13 protein-coding genes are annotated in these 14,774 nt (G+C 70.9%); 12 read left to right on the forward strand and 1 reads right to left on the reverse strand.

What is annotated here, in order from left to right; genetic code table 11:
• The first annotated feature begins 9 nt into the window (after positions 1 to 9).
• From AB3X10_RS01150 to AB3X10_RS01185, 8 genes are all read left to right on the forward strand, one after another.
• The gene (locus AB3X10_RS01150; protein ID WP_145707365.1) at positions 10 to 486 is read left to right on the forward strand and encodes a SixA phosphatase family protein; all 477 of its coding nucleotides are present in this window, start codon (positions 10 to 12) and stop codon (positions 484 to 486) included.
• A gap of 50 nt (positions 487 to 536) precedes the next feature.
• Positions 537 to 1,091, forward strand: coding sequence for a YceI family protein (locus AB3X10_RS01155; protein WP_369981590.1), 555 nt, complete (start codon positions 537 to 539; stop codon positions 1,089 to 1,091).
• 32 nt (positions 1,092 to 1,123) lie between these two features.
• On the forward strand, positions 1,124 to 3,070 hold the full coding sequence (locus AB3X10_RS01160; RefSeq protein ID WP_369981592.1) for a phospholipase D family protein: 1,947 nt from the start codon (positions 1,124 to 1,126) through the stop codon (positions 3,068 to 3,070).
• A 121-nt stretch (positions 3,071 to 3,191) separates the two neighbouring features.
• Positions 3,192 to 3,611 (forward strand): hotdog fold thioesterase, encoded by a 420-nt coding sequence (locus AB3X10_RS01165; RefSeq protein WP_369978338.1) that lies wholly within the window; start codon positions 3,192 to 3,194, stop codon positions 3,609 to 3,611.
• 76 nt (positions 3,612 to 3,687) lie between these two features.
• Positions 3,688 to 4,482: a lysophospholipid acyltransferase family protein gene (locus AB3X10_RS01170; protein WP_369978339.1), complete on the forward strand. Its 795-nt coding sequence runs from the start codon at positions 3,688 to 3,690 to the stop codon at positions 4,480 to 4,482.
• 71 nt (positions 4,483 to 4,553) lie between these two features.
• On the forward strand, positions 4,554 to 5,543 hold the full coding sequence (locus tag AB3X10_RS01175; RefSeq protein ID WP_369981594.1) for a YheT family hydrolase: 990 nt from the start codon (positions 4,554 to 4,556) through the stop codon (positions 5,541 to 5,543).
• A gap of 252 nt (positions 5,544 to 5,795) precedes the next feature.
• Complete coding sequence (locus AB3X10_RS01180) at positions 5,796 to 7,868, forward strand: tetratricopeptide repeat protein (protein ID WP_369978341.1); 2,073 nt, start codon at positions 5,796 to 5,798, stop codon at positions 7,866 to 7,868.
• 21 nt (positions 7,869 to 7,889) lie between these two features.
• Positions 7,890 to 8,501 (forward strand): YbhB/YbcL family Raf kinase inhibitor-like protein, encoded by a 612-nt coding sequence (locus AB3X10_RS01185; protein ID WP_369978343.1) that lies wholly within the window; start codon positions 7,890 to 7,892, stop codon positions 8,499 to 8,501.
• 343 nt (positions 8,502 to 8,844) lie between these two features.
• Here the strand turns inward: AB3X10_RS01185 and AB3X10_RS01190 are convergent, their stop codons facing one another.
• On the reverse strand, positions 8,845 to 9,636 hold the full coding sequence (locus AB3X10_RS01190) for an undecaprenyl-diphosphate phosphatase (RefSeq protein WP_369978345.1): 792 nt from the start codon (positions 9,634 to 9,636) through the stop codon (positions 8,845 to 8,847).
• Between the two features lie 221 nt (positions 9,637 to 9,857).
• Here AB3X10_RS01190 and glnA point away from each other — a divergent pair, with 221 nt between their 5' ends.
• From glnA to AB3X10_RS01210, 4 genes are all read left to right on the forward strand, one after another.
• Positions 9,858 to 11,267, forward strand: a complete 1,410-nt coding sequence (glnA, locus tag AB3X10_RS01195) for a type I glutamate--ammonia ligase (protein ID WP_003480122.1) — start codon at positions 9,858 to 9,860, stop codon at positions 11,265 to 11,267.
• 330 nt (positions 11,268 to 11,597) lie between these two features.
• Positions 11,598 to 11,936, forward strand: a complete 339-nt coding sequence (locus tag AB3X10_RS01200) for a P-II family nitrogen regulator (protein ID WP_003470522.1) — start codon at positions 11,598 to 11,600, stop codon at positions 11,934 to 11,936.
• A gap of 19 nt (positions 11,937 to 11,955) precedes the next feature.
• Complete coding sequence (amt, locus tag AB3X10_RS01205; protein WP_369978347.1) at positions 11,956 to 13,395, forward strand: ammonium transporter; 1,440 nt, start codon at positions 11,956 to 11,958, stop codon at positions 13,393 to 13,395.
• A gap of 337 nt (positions 13,396 to 13,732) precedes the next feature.
• On the forward strand, positions 13,733 to 14,770 hold the full coding sequence (locus AB3X10_RS01210; protein ID WP_369978348.1) for a two-component system sensor histidine kinase NtrB: 1,038 nt from the start codon (positions 13,733 to 13,735) through the stop codon (positions 14,768 to 14,770).
• The last annotated feature ends 4 nt before the right edge of the window (positions 14,771 to 14,774 follow it).

The raw sequence follows: 14,774 nt of genomic DNA on the forward strand, positions 1-14,774 counted from the left end.
ACCATCGTCCTGCGTGAAGTGATCCTGCTGCGCCATGCCCATGCCGAACCGGCCGATACCGGCCAGGCCGATTTCGACCGGCCGCTGTCGCCGCACGGCCTGGCCGAGGCCGAGGCCGCCGGGCGCTGGCTGCTGGAGCAGCGGCTGGTGCCCGACCGCGTGCTGTGTTCGCCGGCGCGGCGCGCGCGCGAGACCCTGGAGGCGGTGCTGGGCCTGACCGGCTATGTCGAGCAGCGCCTGGAGCCGCGGGTCTACGAGGCCACCTCCGGCACCCTGGCCGCGCTGATGGACGAGCATCGCGACGTCGAGCGCCTGCTGCTGGTCGGCCACAACCCGGGCCTGGAGCAGCTGGCGGCGCTGATGCACAGCGGCCAGTCCGGCGACTACCGCGGCATGCCCACCGCCAGCGTGGTGGTGCTGACGGTGCCGCAGGACGCGGCGATCGAGCCGGGCGTGGCCCGCTTGACCGCCTTCTGGTGGCCCTGAACGCACCGCGCCGGCGCCTGTGCCCGGCGCTGCGCGCCGCGCTGCTGTCGCTGTGCCTGCTGCCGGGCTGGGGCCTGGCGCAGGCGCCGCAGCTGTCGCCGGGGGAGCATGCCTTCGATCCGGCCCAGTCGCGTTTCGGCTTCGAGATCCGCACCCGCTTCGGGCAGCGCATCGAGGGCTTCTTCCCGCGCTTCGAGGGCACCGTGGAAATGCTGCCCGACGGCCGCCACCAGGTGCGCCTGCGCCTGTTCACCGCCTACGTGCAGATCCCCGGCAAGCCGCGCTACACCGGCTGGATGCGCGGCGAGGACTTCTTCGACGCGGCGCGCTTTCCGACCGTGTCCTTCGACTCGCAGCCGTTCTCGCCGGAGCTGCTGACCACCGGCGGCGCGCTGGTCGGTACGCTGAGCATTCGCGGGGTCGGCCATACCGAGACGCTGACCATGATGCCGGCGGGATGCAGCCGCCCGGGCTATGATTGCGACGTGATCAGCCGCGGTACGGTTTTGCGTGGACGTTATGGAATGGACAAGTGGGATCTGGCCTTGAGCGATCGGGTCACCTTCGTGCTGCGCGCGCGGCTGACCGGAGCGGACGCTCGGTGACAGCCTGGCTGAGGGTCCTGGTGCTGGCGGCGATGCTGCTCGGCAGCGGCTGCGCGAGCCTGTCGCAGGCCCAGCACGGCCGCGCGGTGGCGATCGCCGAGGCGGCGCGCGACAGCCGCGTCGACTGCACGCAGGGCGACCACTGCGCGCTGGCCTCGCCGCTGCGCGCGCTGGCCGGCAAGGCCTTCGCCGCGTCCGCCGACGCCGCCCCGCGCCACTACGCCACCATCCTGGACCACGGCGAGGAAGCGCTGGTGGCGCGGGTCAACCTGATCCGCAGCGCCAGCCGCAGCATCGACCTGCAGACCTACATCTTCGACAAGGACGACAGCGCGCGGCTGGTGATGGACGAACTGCTGGCCGCGGCGCGGCGCGGCGTGCAGGTGCGGGTGCTGATCGACCAGCTCTCGGCGATCTCCGACCTGCAGATCCTCGGCGCGCTGGCCGGCGCGCACCAGAACTTCTCGCTGCGCATCTACAACCCCACCTTCGGCCTGGCCAAGCCCAACTACATGCACTACGCCGCCAGCGTGCTGTGCTGCTTCCGCCGCTTCAACCAGCGCATGCACAACAAGCTGCTGGTGGTGGACGACGCGATCGGCGTGGTCGGCGGGCGCAACTACCAGGACGACTATTACGACTGGGACAGCGAGTACAACTTCCGCGACCGCGACGTGCTGGTGGCCGGGCCGGTGGCGCGGACCATGGCCGCCAACTTCGACGCCTACTGGGCGGCGCGGCGCAGCGTGCCGGTGGCGCGGCTCAACGATGTCGGCAAGCTGCTGCTGCGCGACGGCGTGCCGCCGATGCCGCCGGCGCAGTTCCTGCGCCCGGAGCGGGTGCAGCGCGTCAGCGAGGAGGCGGCCGATGCGGCCTTCGTCGAAGACGCCTTCGTGCTGCCGGCGCTGCCGGTCAGGCACGTGGACTACGTCGCCGACCTGCCGCAGAAACATCGCCGCGAGCACGGCCCCAAGGCCATCTCGACCGCGCCCAGGCTGGACAAGCTGATCGCCGAGGCCAGGCAGGAGATCATCCTGCAGACGCCGTACCTGGTGCTGTCGGATCCGGCGCAGGAGATCTTCCGCGACCTGCGCAAGCGCGCGCAGCCACCCAAGGTGGTCGTGGCCACCAACAGCCTGGCCAGCACCGACAACCCGGTGGTGTATGCGCTGTCGTACAAGTACAAGCGCCGCAACCTGCGCGAGATGGGCTTCGACATCTACGAGTACAAGCCGTTCCCGCTGGACGCGCCGGTGGACTACGCCAACCTGCTGCCGTCGCCGCTGCAGCTGCCGGACGCCGGCGAGGCCGGCGGCCGCAATGCGCTGATCGGCGGCAGTGCCGCCGGCCGCAGTTCGGTGCTCGGCAGCGGCAGCGGTGGACCCTCCGGCAGCCGCCGTCGCGCCGACGGCAGCCAGGTCGATCGCCGCGTGCTGCGCACCGAAACCCGCCCGTCCTTCCTCAGCCGCCGTGCCGCCAACCGGCCGCTGCCGGTGACCCGCGAGGGCGCGCGCATGGGCCTGCATGCCAAGTCGCTGGTGGTGGACCGGCGCATCGGCGTGATCGGCACCCACAACTTCGATCCGCGCAGCGAGACCTACAACACCGAGGGCGCGGTGATCATCGACGATCCGGCCTTCGCCCAGGCGCTGGCCGCCAGCATCGGCCGCGACATCGAGCCGGAGAACTCGTGGACGGTGGCGCCGCGGATCAAGCCGCCGGTGCTGTCGGGCCTGAACTACAGCATGGGCAAGGCCTCCGAAGCGTTGCCGGTGCTGGATTTCTGGCCGTGGCGCTACGCCACCAACTACGAATTCCAGCCCGGTCCGGACTGCCCGGCGCCGCTGACCCGGCGCGATCCCGGCTTCCACCGCTGCTACAGCGCGGTCGGCGACTTCCCCGAGGTCAACGTCGGCCCGAAATGGCTGCTGGTGCGGATGCTGACGGCGTTCGGCTCTGGGCTGGTGCCGATACTCTGACGGCCGGGATTGGGGATTCGGGATTGGGGATTCGCCAAGCGGCGCCCCTCGCGCCGACAATCGCTTTTGCCAATCCCGAATCCCGAATCCCTAATCCCTAATCCCTAATCCCGGGCCCAAAATGACCTTCCGCGACCCCGTCGATCTCGATGCCCTCAACGCCGCCGCCCGCGACACCCTGATCGCGCACCTGGGCATCGTCTTCACCGAGGCCGGGCCGGACTGGCTGCGCGCGACGATGCCGGTCGATGCGCGCACCGTGCAGCCGTACGGGCTGCTGCACGGCGGCGCCTCGGTGGTGCTGGCCGAGACCCTGGGCAGCAGCGCCGGCAACCTGTGCGCGGCGCCGGACCGGATCTGCGTGGGCCTGGAGATCAACGCCAACCACCTGCGCGCGGCCCGCGCCGGCACGGTCACCGGCACCGCGCGGCCGCTGCACCTGGGCCGCGCCACCCAGGTCTGGGAGATCCGCATCGAGGACGCGGCCGGCAAGCCGGTGTGCGTGTCGCGGCTGACCCTGGCGGTGATCGCACGCGATTAGCGCGCACTCAGCCGTAACCGTCTTCATGCTGACACAATAGGGTGCTTCCCTCCCGGCTTGCGGTACCCTGACTAGAATGAGCGAGATCTCCTCAACCGCCACGCACCACCACGGTGGGGCGCTGCGCTGGGTCCGTTACGGCTACCGCATTCCGCTGCTGGCGCTGCACGTGTTCCTGTCCTTGCCGTTCCTGCTGGTGTGCATGGCGCTGTCGCCCGGCCGCGCCGGCACCGAATCCTTCGGCGACCGCGTGGTGTGCTGGTGGTCGACCTGGCTGCTGCGCATCTTCGGCCTGCGCGTGCGCCGGGTCGGCACGCCGCTGTCCAATCCGGTGCTGTTCGTGGCCAACCACGTCAGCTGGATCGACATCGTCATGTTGCACAGCCAGCGCATGATGGGCTTCGTCGCCAAGCGCGAGATCGCCGGCTGGCCGCTGGTCGGCTGGCTGGCCACGCGCGGGCAGACCATCTACCACCAGCGCGGCAACACCGAGTCGCTGGGCGGGGTGCTGCAGGCGATGCTGGAGCGGCTGCGCTCCGGGCGCTCGGTCGGCGTGTTCCCGGAAGGGCGCACCCGCGGCGGCCACGACGTCGGCCCGTTCCATGCGCGCATCTTCCAGGCCGCGGTGGAAGCCGAGGTGGCGGTGCAGCCGGTGGCGGTGCGCTACGGCGCCGGCGGTTCGGCGCAGACGGTGATCGCGTTCGGCCCGCACGAGAGCTTCTTCGCCAATTTCCTGCGCCTGCTCGGCGAGCCGGGCCGCGTGGCCGAGGTGCATTTCCTGGAGCCGATCCGGCTGCAGGACGTGGAAGGGCGCCGGCGCATCGCCGAGATCTCGCGCGCGCGCATCGTCGCGGCGATGGCGCAACGCTGAACCATGGAACACTGCGGCCCGGGCGATTTGACGTATTGCTCCAATCGCCCGGCGCAAGCTCGCTGCCGATGATGAATGCCGCCGACTACCTCCCCCCGCGTTGGCTGCGCAACCCGCATCTGCAATCGGTGCTGGGCTCCAGCGCGCTGCGCGTGCGCCGCGGCGAACAGCTGCTCGCCGCCAGCGGCGCGACCACCACCTCGCACATCCTCGACGGCGGCGACGGGGTGCGCCTGCAGGGCTGGCTCAGCGTGCCGGCCGACACCGCGCCGCGCGGCACCGTGCTGCTGCTGCACGGCTGGGAAGGCAGCGCCGACTCCAGCTACATGCGCCTGACCGCCGCGCAGCTGCTGGCGCGCGGCTACCAGGTGTTCCGGCTCAATTTCCGCGACCACGGCGGCACCCACCACCTCAACGTGGACCTGTTCCATTCCGAGCGCCTGGACGAAGTGGTCAACGCCGCCGCCGACCTGTGGCGGCGCTTCCCGGCGCCGGCGCTGCTGGCCGCCGGCTATTCGCTGGGCGGCAACTTCGCGCTGCGCCTGGCGCTGCGCGCGCCTGCCGCCGGCCTGCCGCTGCAGCACGTGGCCGCGGTATGCCCGCTGCTGGACCCGGCCACCACCATGCAGCGGATCGAGAACGGCCCGCAGTTCTACGACTGGTATTTCCGCCGCAAGTGGCGCGAATCGCTGCTGCGCAAGCGCGAGCTGTTTCCCGATCGGCACGGCTACGACGACGCCACGCTGGCGCTGGACATGCGCGAGCTGATGGGCTGGCTGGCGCAGCGCCACGCCGGCTTCGCCAGCCTGGAAGCCTATTTCGACAGCTATTCGATCGCCGGCGAACGCCTGCAGGGCCTGCGCGTGCCGGCCGACATCCTGATGGCCGAGGACGACCCGGTGATCCCGCTGGACGATTTCCGCAACCTGCGCCTGCCGCCGCCGGCGCGGCTGGAGATCGCGCGCTGGGGCGGGCATTGCGGCTTCATCGAGAACGCGCGCGGCGACGGCTTCGCCGAGCGCTGGGTGGCCGAGCGCCTGACCGAGGGTCTGCCGGCCTGAGCCTGGGGCGTGCCGCCCTGGGCAGGTCGCGCCGAGCCTGGGGCCTGTGGGTCGCGCCTGGCAGGCCGCCAGCCGGCACCGCGTAGCTCGACCTGAGCGGCACACGTCGGGCGCTGCGCCACGCAGCGCCAACCGACGGGCGTGCAGACCCACGCGGCCCATTCCGGGATTGGCGACGTGCCCCGGCCGATGCCGGCGCGGCCGGGCCGGGTCGTCCCGTTACAATGCCGGTTTGCCCCGAGCCGGACCCTCATGCAAGAGCAAATTCTCGACGCCCTGCGCCGCCAGGCCAATGCCGACGCGCTGCGCATCGCCCAGGCCTGGGTGGCCGACGCCGCCGCCGACGCGCAGGCGCACCGCTGGCTGGCGCTGGCGCAGCAGCAGAACGGCGACACCGCCGCCGCGCTGGCCAGCATCGACCAGGCCATCGCGCTGGCGCCGGAAGACGCCGGCCTGCACCTGCTGCGCGCCGGCATGCTGCTCAGCGCCAACGACATCGCCCAGGCCGAGGACGCGCTGGCGCGCACCGCCGCGCTGGATCCCAACCAGTTCCTGGCCTACGTGATGCGCGCCCACCTGGCGCTGGCCCGCGGCGACCTGGACGAAGTGGAGCGGCTCAGCCGCACCGCCGCGCGGCTGGATCCGGAGCACCCGCAGCTGCTGGGCCTGGACGGCATGCTGGCGCTGCGCCGCGGCGACGCCGATCGCGCGCTGGCGCTGCTGTCGCGCGCCAGCAACGCGCTGCCCGACGATCCGCGCCTGCTGTACGCGCTCGGCTTCGCCTACCTGGACAAGCAGCACCTGGCCTTCGCCGAGACCGCGTTCCGCCGCGTCGCAGCGCTGACCCGCGGCACCAGCGCGCTGATGGCGCTGGTGGCGCAGCTGGCGCACCGCCAGGGCCGCCTGGACGACGCGATCGCCGCACTGGACGCGGTGCTGGCCGATCCGGTCAGCGACACCGCCGGCATGCGCCGGCTGGCCGGCGAATACGCCCTGCAGGCCGGGCGCCCGGCCGACGCGCTGGAGCACCTGCGGCGCGCGCTGGGCGCCGCCCCGGCCGATCGCCGCACCCTGCATGCCGCGCTGATCGCCTGGCAGCGGCTGGGGGCGGTCGACGATGCCCGCGCCACGTTGGAAGCGGCGCTGGCCACCACGACCGATGCGCACGACCTGTGGCTGGCGCGGCTGGCGCTGGAGCCGGTCGGCGGCGCCGAGGCGCGTGCGCTGATCGCGCGCTGGCAGGCGGCGATGCCGGGCCACGTGCCGGCGCTGGAGGCGCAGCTGCGGGTGCACGACATGGCCGGCGAACGCGACCAGGGCGAGGCCGTGGCGCAGCGCATCGTGGCGCTGGAACCGGGCCGCATCAGCGGCGAGGAACGCCTGGTCGAAGCGCTGCAGGAGCGCGGCGAGCACGACGCCGCCATCGCCCACGTGCAGCATTTGATGCAGCGCATGCCCGAGCACGAGCGCACCGCGCTGCGGCCGTGGCTGGCGGCGGTGCAGGACGGCGCCGGGCGCCCGGCCGAGGCGCTGGCGAGCTGGCTGGCATTCCAGCAGGAACAGCTGCCGCAGCGCCTGCCGCTGCCGCCGCTGGGCACGGCCGCGGCGCCGTGGCCGGCGCTGGCCGAGATCGACCCGCAGGCGCGCGCGCGGCCGCTGTTCGTCTGGGGCGCGCCGGGCAGCGGAGTGGAGCGAGTGATCGCGGTGATGGACGCGGCCAGCCAGGTGCTGCGCAGCGACCGCTTCGGCGCGCAGCCGCCGACCGACGGTTTCCAGCGCTACCGCACCATTCCCCAGCTCGACAGCGGCGAACTCGACGGCGCCGCGCTGCTCGCCGAATGGCGCGCGCAGCTGCCGGCGCGCGGCATCGACGACGGCAACATCGTCGACTGGCTGCTGTGGTGGGACAACACCTTGCTGCGCGCGCTGCGCCCGCTGCTGCCGGAAGGGCGGCTGCTGATCGCGCTGCGCGATCCGCGCGACATGCTGCTGGACTGGCTGGCCAACGGCGCCCCGGCGCCGCTGGGCATGGCCAGCCCGGAGGCCGGCGCGCGCTGGCTGGCGGCGGTGCTGGGCCAGGTCGCCGACCTGCACGAACAGGAGCTGTATCCGCACCGGTTGCTGCGCCTGGACGGCATCGAGACCGATCCGGCCGGCGTGGCCGCGGCGCTGGAGCAGGCCTTCGGCATCCCGTTCCCGAACGTGCCCACGCTCGGGCCGCCGCGCCTGGCCTCCGGCCACTGGCGCGCCTACGCCGCGCCGCTGGCGGACGCGTTCGCGCTGCTCACGCCGGTGGCCGTGCGCCTGGGCTACACCGAAACCTGATTCCCCCACAGGAGGTTCCGCATGCGACTTCGCAGTGACAGTATCCAGCCCGGCCAGCCGATCGCGGCGACCTACGCGATGGGCCAGGCCGACGGCTTCGCCGGCAACCGCAATCCGCACCTGGCCTGGGGCGACGTCCCGGCCGGCACCGCGGCGTTCGTGCTGCTGTGCATCGATCCGGACGTGCCGACCGTGGCCGAGATGGTCGGCCGCGACGACGTGCAGATCCCGGTCGAACAGCCACGCACCAATTTCGTGCATTGGGCTGCCGTTGAGATTCCGGCCGACGTGCGCGAGATCGCCGAAGGCAGCGCCAGCGACGGCGTCGTCGCCGGCGGCAAGCGGCAACCGCCCGGCCTGCCCGGCGCGCGGCAGGGCCTGAACAGCTATACCGACTGGTTCGCCGGCGATGCCCAGATGGGCGGCGACTACTACGGCTACGACGGCCCGTACCCGCCGGCCAACGACCTGCGCGTGCACCGCTACTTCTTCCGCCTGTTCGCGCTGGATGTGCCCACGCTGGACCTGCCGGCGCGCTTCACCGCCGCCGACGCGCTGCGCGCGATGCAGGGCCACGTGCTGGGCGAAGCCAGCCTGCACGGCACCTACACCCTGAATCCCGCCATCGCCTAAGTCCCTCTCCCCCCCGGGAGAGGGGGTGGGGGTGAGGGTCCGGCGCGAAGCGTCTCGCGGAGTTGGGGTGCGCGAGGCTTCGCTCGTACCCTCATCCGGCCCTTCGGGCCACCTTCTCCCGACGGGAGAAGGGAACAGCCGCTAGCCCCTCTCCCGTCGGGAGAGGGGTTGGGGTGAGGGTCCGGCGCGAAAGCACTCGCGGAGTTGGGTGCGCGAGGCTGCGCCCGTACCCTCATCCGGCCCTGCGGGCCACCTTCTCCCGAGGGGAGAAGGAAAAGCCGCTAGCCCCTCTCCCCTCGGGAGAGGGGTTGGGGTGAGGGTACGACCGCCAGCCAGCCAGCCCTCAAGCCCCCGGCAACCACAGCAACAGCGCCGCACCCAGCACGATGCGGTACACCGCGAACGCGGTGAAGCGGTGCGACTTGATGTAGCCCAGCAGCCACTTCACCACGATGAAGCCGGTCACCACCGCGGCGGCGAAGGCGATGGCCACGTCGCCCCAGTCCTCGCTGCCCACCGCGCCGTCCTTGTACAGCTCCAGGAACGAATAGCCGCTGGCCGCGAACATGGTCGGGATGCCGACCAGGAACGCGAAGTCGGCCGCGGCCGAGCGCTTGCTCAGGCCCAGCAGCATGGCCAGGAAGATCGTCGCCGCCGAGCGCGAGGTGCCGGGGAACACGCCGGCCACCACCTGCGCCAGGCCCACCGCGATGGCCACCTTCCAGGTCACCACGTCGCGCTCGGGCATGCGCGCGGCGAAATGCTCGGCCACCAGCATCCACACGCCGCCGATCACCAGCGCCCAGGCCACCGGCTGCACCGTCTCCGGCAGCTGCCAGCCGGCCTTGCGCACCGCCAGGCCGACCACCGCGGTGACCAGGAACGCGGTGCCCAGCTTGAACACGTAGTCGCGGTTGGCGCGGTCGCCGAGCCCGGTGGCCAGCGACCACAGCTTCTGCCGGAACACCAGGGTGGTGGCCAGGATCGCACCGGCCTGGATCACGATGTTGAAGAAATCCGACCGGCGCCCGAGCCATTGCTCGGCGATCAGCAGGTGGCCGGTGCTGGAGACCGGCAGGAATTCGGTCAGGCCTTCGAGGATGCCCAGCAGCAGGGCGGAGAACATGTCGCTCATGGGGAGGGGTCGGCTCGTGGGGGAGGAAAAACCGGGCAAGGATAGAACATTGCCTCGAGCACCACTTTGGTGCTTCAAGTAACCATCGAACCAATTTGGTGCGCGGATTTCGCCCCGTTGGCGTGCTCCCTTCACCAAAATCAAGGACTTGTGAATCCATCACAGTTGGCACGGCGATTGCTGTTACTGGGCAAGTCATTCACCAACCCGAGGTTTCATCGATGTCTGCGGAAAATATTGAGAAGCTCGTCAAGGACAACAAGGTCGAGTTCGTCGACCTGCGGTTCGTCGATATGCGCGGCGTGCAGCAGCACGTGACCTTCCCCGTGAGCATCATCGAGCCGGCGCTGTTCGAAGAGGGCAAGATGTTCGACGGCAGCTCGATCTCGGGCTGGAAGGGCATCAACGAGTCGGACATGGTCCTGCTGCCCGACGCCGACACCGCGTTCATCGATCCGTTCATGGCCGACCCGACCCTGGTCCTGACCTGCGACATCCTCGACCCGGCCACCATGCAGAGCTACGACCGCGACCCGCGCGGCGTGGCCAAGCGCGCCGAGGCCTACCTGAAGTCCAGCGGCATCGCCGACCAGGCGTTCTTCGGCCCGGAGCCGGAATTCTTCATCTTCGACGGCGTGCGCTTCGGCAACGAGATGGGCCACACCTTCTTCAAGATCGATTCGGAAGAAGCGGCCTGGAGCAGCGGCAGCAAGATCGAAGGCGGCAACAGCGGCTACCGTCCGGCGGTCAAGGGCGGCTACTTCCCGGTGCCGCCGACCGACTCGCTGCAGGACCTGCGCGCGGAAATGTGCAAGACCCTGGAGCAGGTCGGCATCGAGGTCGAGGTGCACCACCACGAAGTGGCCACCGCCGGCCAGTGCGAGATCGGCACCAAGTTCAACTCGCTGGTGAAGAAGGCCGACGAGCTGATGATGATGAAGTACATCATCAAGAACGTCGCCTACCGCAACGGCAAGACCGCGACCTTCATGCCCAAGCCGATCGTCGGCGACAACGGCTCGGGCATGCACGTGCACCAGTCGCTGGCCAAGGGCGGCACCAACCTGTTCTCCGGCGACGGCTACGGCGGCCTGTCGCAGATGGCGCTGTGGTACATCGGCGGCATCTTCAAGCATGCCAAGGCGATCAACGCCTTCACCAACTCCGGCACCAACAGCTACAAGCGCCTGGTCCCGGGCTTCGAGGCGCCGGTGATGCTGGCCTACTCGGCGCGCAACCGCTCGGCCTCGTGCCGCATTCCGTGGGTGTCCAACCCGAAGGCGCGCCGCATCGAGATCCGTTTCCCGGATCCGCTGCAGTCCGGCTACCTGACCTTCGCCGCGCTGATGATGGCCGGCCTGGACGGCATCAAGAACCAGATCGACCCGGGCGCGCCCAGCGACAAGGATCTGTACGACCTGCCGCCGGAAGAAGAGAAGAAGATCCCGCAGGTGTGCTCCAGCCTCGACCAGGCGCTGGAAGCGCTCGATGCCGACCGCGAGTTCCTCAAGGCCGGCGGCGTGTTCAGCGACGACTTCATCGACGGCTACATCGCGCTGAAGATGCAGGAAGTGACCAAGTTCCGCGCCGCAACGCACCCGCTGGAATACCAGCTGTACTACGCCAACTGAGTTCCACGCGCGGCGATGGCGAAGGTTCCCCCTCCCTCCTTCGTCATCGCCGCCACTTACTCGGCTGGGGAGCCGTGCAGGTGGTCCGCGCCCGAATCAGTCGCAACAGCCGGTTGTTTCCAGGGGATGCACCACGAAAGACAGCGCTTGCGTGCCGTGGGCCACGCTCCCTCCCACGTCGCCGTTGCCGTCGCGCCTCGCGTGCGCCGCGCCACGGCGTGATCCGCGGGACGCACCGCGCAGCAGGACGGCGCCATTCGCGGCGCCGATGACATGCAAACCGCCGGCCGGCGTTCGGCGGCCGGCTCCTTCCACCAACGGGGTATGCGCATGAAACTGATCACCGCCATCATCCGGCCATTCAAGCTCGACGAGGTCCGCGAGGCCTTGTCGCAGGCAGGCGTGTCCGGCATCACCGTCACCGAGGTCAAGGGCTTCGGCCGGCAGAAGGGACACACCGAGCTGTACCGCGGTGCCGAGTACGTCGTCGACTTCCTGCCCAAGATCAAGATCGAGACCGTGGTGACCGACGAACGCCTGGACGCCGTGGTCGAGGCGATCCAGACCGCGGCCGGGACCGGCAAGATCGGCGACGGCAAGATCTTCGTCACCGCGATCGAACAGGTCATCCGGATCCGCACCGGCGAGATCGGCGCAGATGCGCTCTAACCCCACCTTGGAGCCCTTCATGAAGACACGTCTTTTCTCCGGGTGGAAGGCCCGGTTCTACGCGGTATGCATGCTGATGCTGGTCAGCGCGATGGCGGCGGGCGTGCCCGGCACGGCCTTCGCCCAGGCCGAAGTGACCCCGGCGCCGACGCCGGACGTGGTCACCGAACAACTGACCCCGCCGGCACCGCCGGCCGCCGCGGCCGCGCCCGCCGCCGCCGCGCCGGTGGTGGACAAGGGCGACGTGGCCTGGATGCTGACCTCCACGCTGCTGGTGCTGCTGATGGTGGTGCCGGGCCTGGCGCTGTTCTACGGCGGCATGGTGCGCTCCAAGAACGTGCTGTCGGTGCTGATCCAGGTCGGCGTTGTGTTCTCGCTGATCGCGATCCTGTGGGTGCTGTACGGCTACAGCCTGGCCTTCGCCGACGGCGGCCCGTACATCGGCACGCTCAACAAGGCGCTGCTGCACGGGGTCGACACCACCACGCTGGCCGACACCTTCTCCAAGGGCTTCAAGCTGCCGGAGTACGTGTTCGTCGCCTTCCAGCTGACCTTCGCCGGCATCACCGGCGCGCTGATCGTCGGCGCCTTCGCCGAGCGCGTGAAGTTCGCCGCGGTGCTGCTGTTCATCGTCATCTGGTTCACCTTCGGCTACCTGCCGCTGGCGCACATGGTGTGGGCGGCCCCGGGCTTCCTGTTCACCAAGGGCGCGCTGGACTTCGCCGGCGGCACCGTGGTGCACATCAACGCCGGTATCGCCGGCCTGGTCGGGTCCTACTTCGTCGGCAAGCGCCTGGGCTTCGGCCAGACCGCGCTCAAGCCGCACAACGTGACCCTGACCTTCGTCGGCGCCTCGCTGCTGTGGGTGGGCTGGTTCGGCTTCAACGCCGGTTCGGCGCTGGAAGCCAACGCCACCGCGGCGCTGGCCTTCCTCAACACGCTGCTGGCCACCGCCGCCGCGGTGCTGGCCTGGTCGCTGGTCGAGAAGCTGGTCAAGGGCAAGTCCTCGGCGCTGGGCGTGGCCTCGGGCATGGTCGCCGGCCTGGTCGGCATCACCCCGGCCGCCGGCACCGTCGGCCCGTTCGGCGCGATCGCCATCGGCGTGGCCGCCGGCGCGATCTGCGTGTGGGGCGTGACCGGGCTGAAGAAGCTGCTCAATGCCGACGACACCCTGGACGTGTTCGGCGTGCACGGCGTCGGCGGCATCGTCGGCGCGATCCTGACCGGCGTGTTCACCGACAAGGGGCTGGGCGGTCAAGGCTATGCCGAAGGCGTGACCATGGGCCACCAGGTGCTGGTGCAGGCCACCGGCGTGGGCGTGACCGTGGTCTGGATCGGCGTGGTCTCGGTGGTCGGCTTCCTGGTCGCCAAGCTGGTGTTCGGCCTGCGGGTGTCGGAAGAAGCCGAGCGCGAGGGCCTGGACATCACCTCGCACGGCGAAGCCGCGTACGAGTCCTGAGCAAGACCGGCCCGCGACCGCGCGTCGCGGGCCGTTGCGGCAATCCCGCCTGCGACCGGCCTGCCCGGTCCTGGCGGTCAGAGGCCATCGCCGGCGCTCCATGGGGCGGAACGACGGCAGTTTCCCAGCGATCGAGGTATTCCCGCGTGGCCGCTAGCCTCGCCCGACCCCCAATTCCTTTCTTCTCCGTTGCCCGCGGCGCCTCGTGCGCGACGGCGGCGGTGGCTGCGACAGGCCGCGCCTCGGCGCCGGCCCGCGTGGCCGGCACGTTCCGGCGTGCGTCCCGCGCTGCCGGGCGTTCAGCGCTCTCCATCCGCCTTTGCACTACATTGGTGCAATGCCCGTGACTTCGCCGCCGCCGCCGCTCGACGCCCTCGGCACCCCGGTGGTCTGGGCCGATGCCGATGGCCGCCTGCTCGGCGCCAATCCCGCCTTCGCGCGCTGGCTCGGGGTCAGCGTGCGGCGCCTGCTCGACCAGCCGCTGGCCTCGCTGGAAGTGCAGGGCGACGCGCTGGCGCGGTTCCTGCTCAACGACGAACGCGACGTGCTGCGCCTGCACCGCATGGCCCTGGCCATTCCCGGCGAGACCCCGCGCTTCGCCGAGGGCTGGCTGTCGCGGCTGGACGCCGGCGGCTGGCTGCTCGAAGCGCATCCGGTCGACGAATTCCCCACCCTGGACCCGACCCAGGCGCTGCCCAATGCGCTCGGCGCGGCGCTGAAGGGGCTGGCCCACGAACTGCGCAACCCGCTGGCCGGGCTGAAGGGCGCCGCGCAGCTGCTGGCGCGGCGCGCGCAGCACCGCGACGAGGACGAGCGCGAGCTGATCGACCTGATCGGCGCGGAGATCGAACGCCTCAACAGCCTGCTCGACCAGTTGCTGTCGCCGGCGCCGGCGCGGCCGCACGCCATGCTCAACATCCACGCGGTGCTGGAGCGGGTGCTGCGCCTGGCCGAGAACGAAGGCGGCTGGTCGGTGCGCCTGCAGCGCGACTACGACCCGAGCATTCCCGAGTTCCTCGGCGATGCCGACCGCCTGACCCAGGCGGTGTGGAACCTGGTCCGCAACGCGATCCAGGCCGGCGCCGCGCAGGTGACCCTGCGCACCCGCGTCGAGCACGCCCAGCGCATCCGCGACCGCGTGCATGCGCGCGGCGTGCGCCTGGAGATCGTCGACGACGGCCGCGGCGTGCCGGAAGAGCTGGCCGAGCACCTGTTCCTGCCGCTGGTCAGCGGCCGCGCCGAAGGCAGCGGCCTGGGCCTGGCGCTGGCGCAGCAGGTGGCGCGCGAGCACGCCGGTTCGCTGACCTTCCGCTCCCGCCCCGGGCATACCGTCTTCACCCTGCTGCTGCCGCAGGCCGCAGCGGACCCCGAATAGGAGC

This window comes from Xanthomonas sp. DAR 80977 (assembly GCF_041240605.1).
Classification (GTDB): Bacteria; Pseudomonadota; Gammaproteobacteria; order Xanthomonadales; family Xanthomonadaceae; genus Xanthomonas_A; species Xanthomonas_A bundabergensis.

Coding starts and splice junctions, on each gene's coding strand:
- AB3X10_RS01190 (WP_369978345.1), bottom strand. CDS start 9,636: ATGAGCGACATGTTCTCCGCCCTGCTGCTGGGCATCCTCGAAGGCCTG.
- AB3X10_RS01170 (WP_369978339.1), top strand. CDS start 3,688: ATGAGCGAGATCTCCTCAACCGCCACGCACCACCACGGTGGGGCGCTG.
- AB3X10_RS01210 (WP_369978348.1), top strand. CDS start 13,733: ATGCCCGTGACTTCGCCGCCGCCGCCGCTCGACGCCCTCGGCACCCCG.
- AB3X10_RS01185 (WP_369978343.1), top strand. CDS start 7,890: ATGCGACTTCGCAGTGACAGTATCCAGCCCGGCCAGCCGATCGCGGCG.
- AB3X10_RS01175 (WP_369981594.1), top strand. CDS start 4,554: ATGAATGCCGCCGACTACCTCCCCCCGCGTTGGCTGCGCAACCCGCAT.
- AB3X10_RS01160 (WP_369981592.1), top strand. CDS start 1,124: ATGCTGCTCGGCAGCGGCTGCGCGAGCCTGTCGCAGGCCCAGCACGGC.
- glnA (WP_003480122.1), top strand. CDS start 9,858: ATGTCTGCGGAAAATATTGAGAAGCTCGTCAAGGACAACAAGGTCGAG.
- amt (WP_369978347.1), top strand. CDS start 11,956: ATGAAGACACGTCTTTTCTCCGGGTGGAAGGCCCGGTTCTACGCGGTA.
- AB3X10_RS01200 (WP_003470522.1), top strand. CDS start 11,598: ATGAAACTGATCACCGCCATCATCCGGCCATTCAAGCTCGACGAGGTC.
- AB3X10_RS01180 (WP_369978341.1), top strand. CDS start 5,796: ATGCAAGAGCAAATTCTCGACGCCCTGCGCCGCCAGGCCAATGCCGAC.
- AB3X10_RS01165 (WP_369978338.1), top strand. CDS start 3,192: ATGACCTTCCGCGACCCCGTCGATCTCGATGCCCTCAACGCCGCCGCC.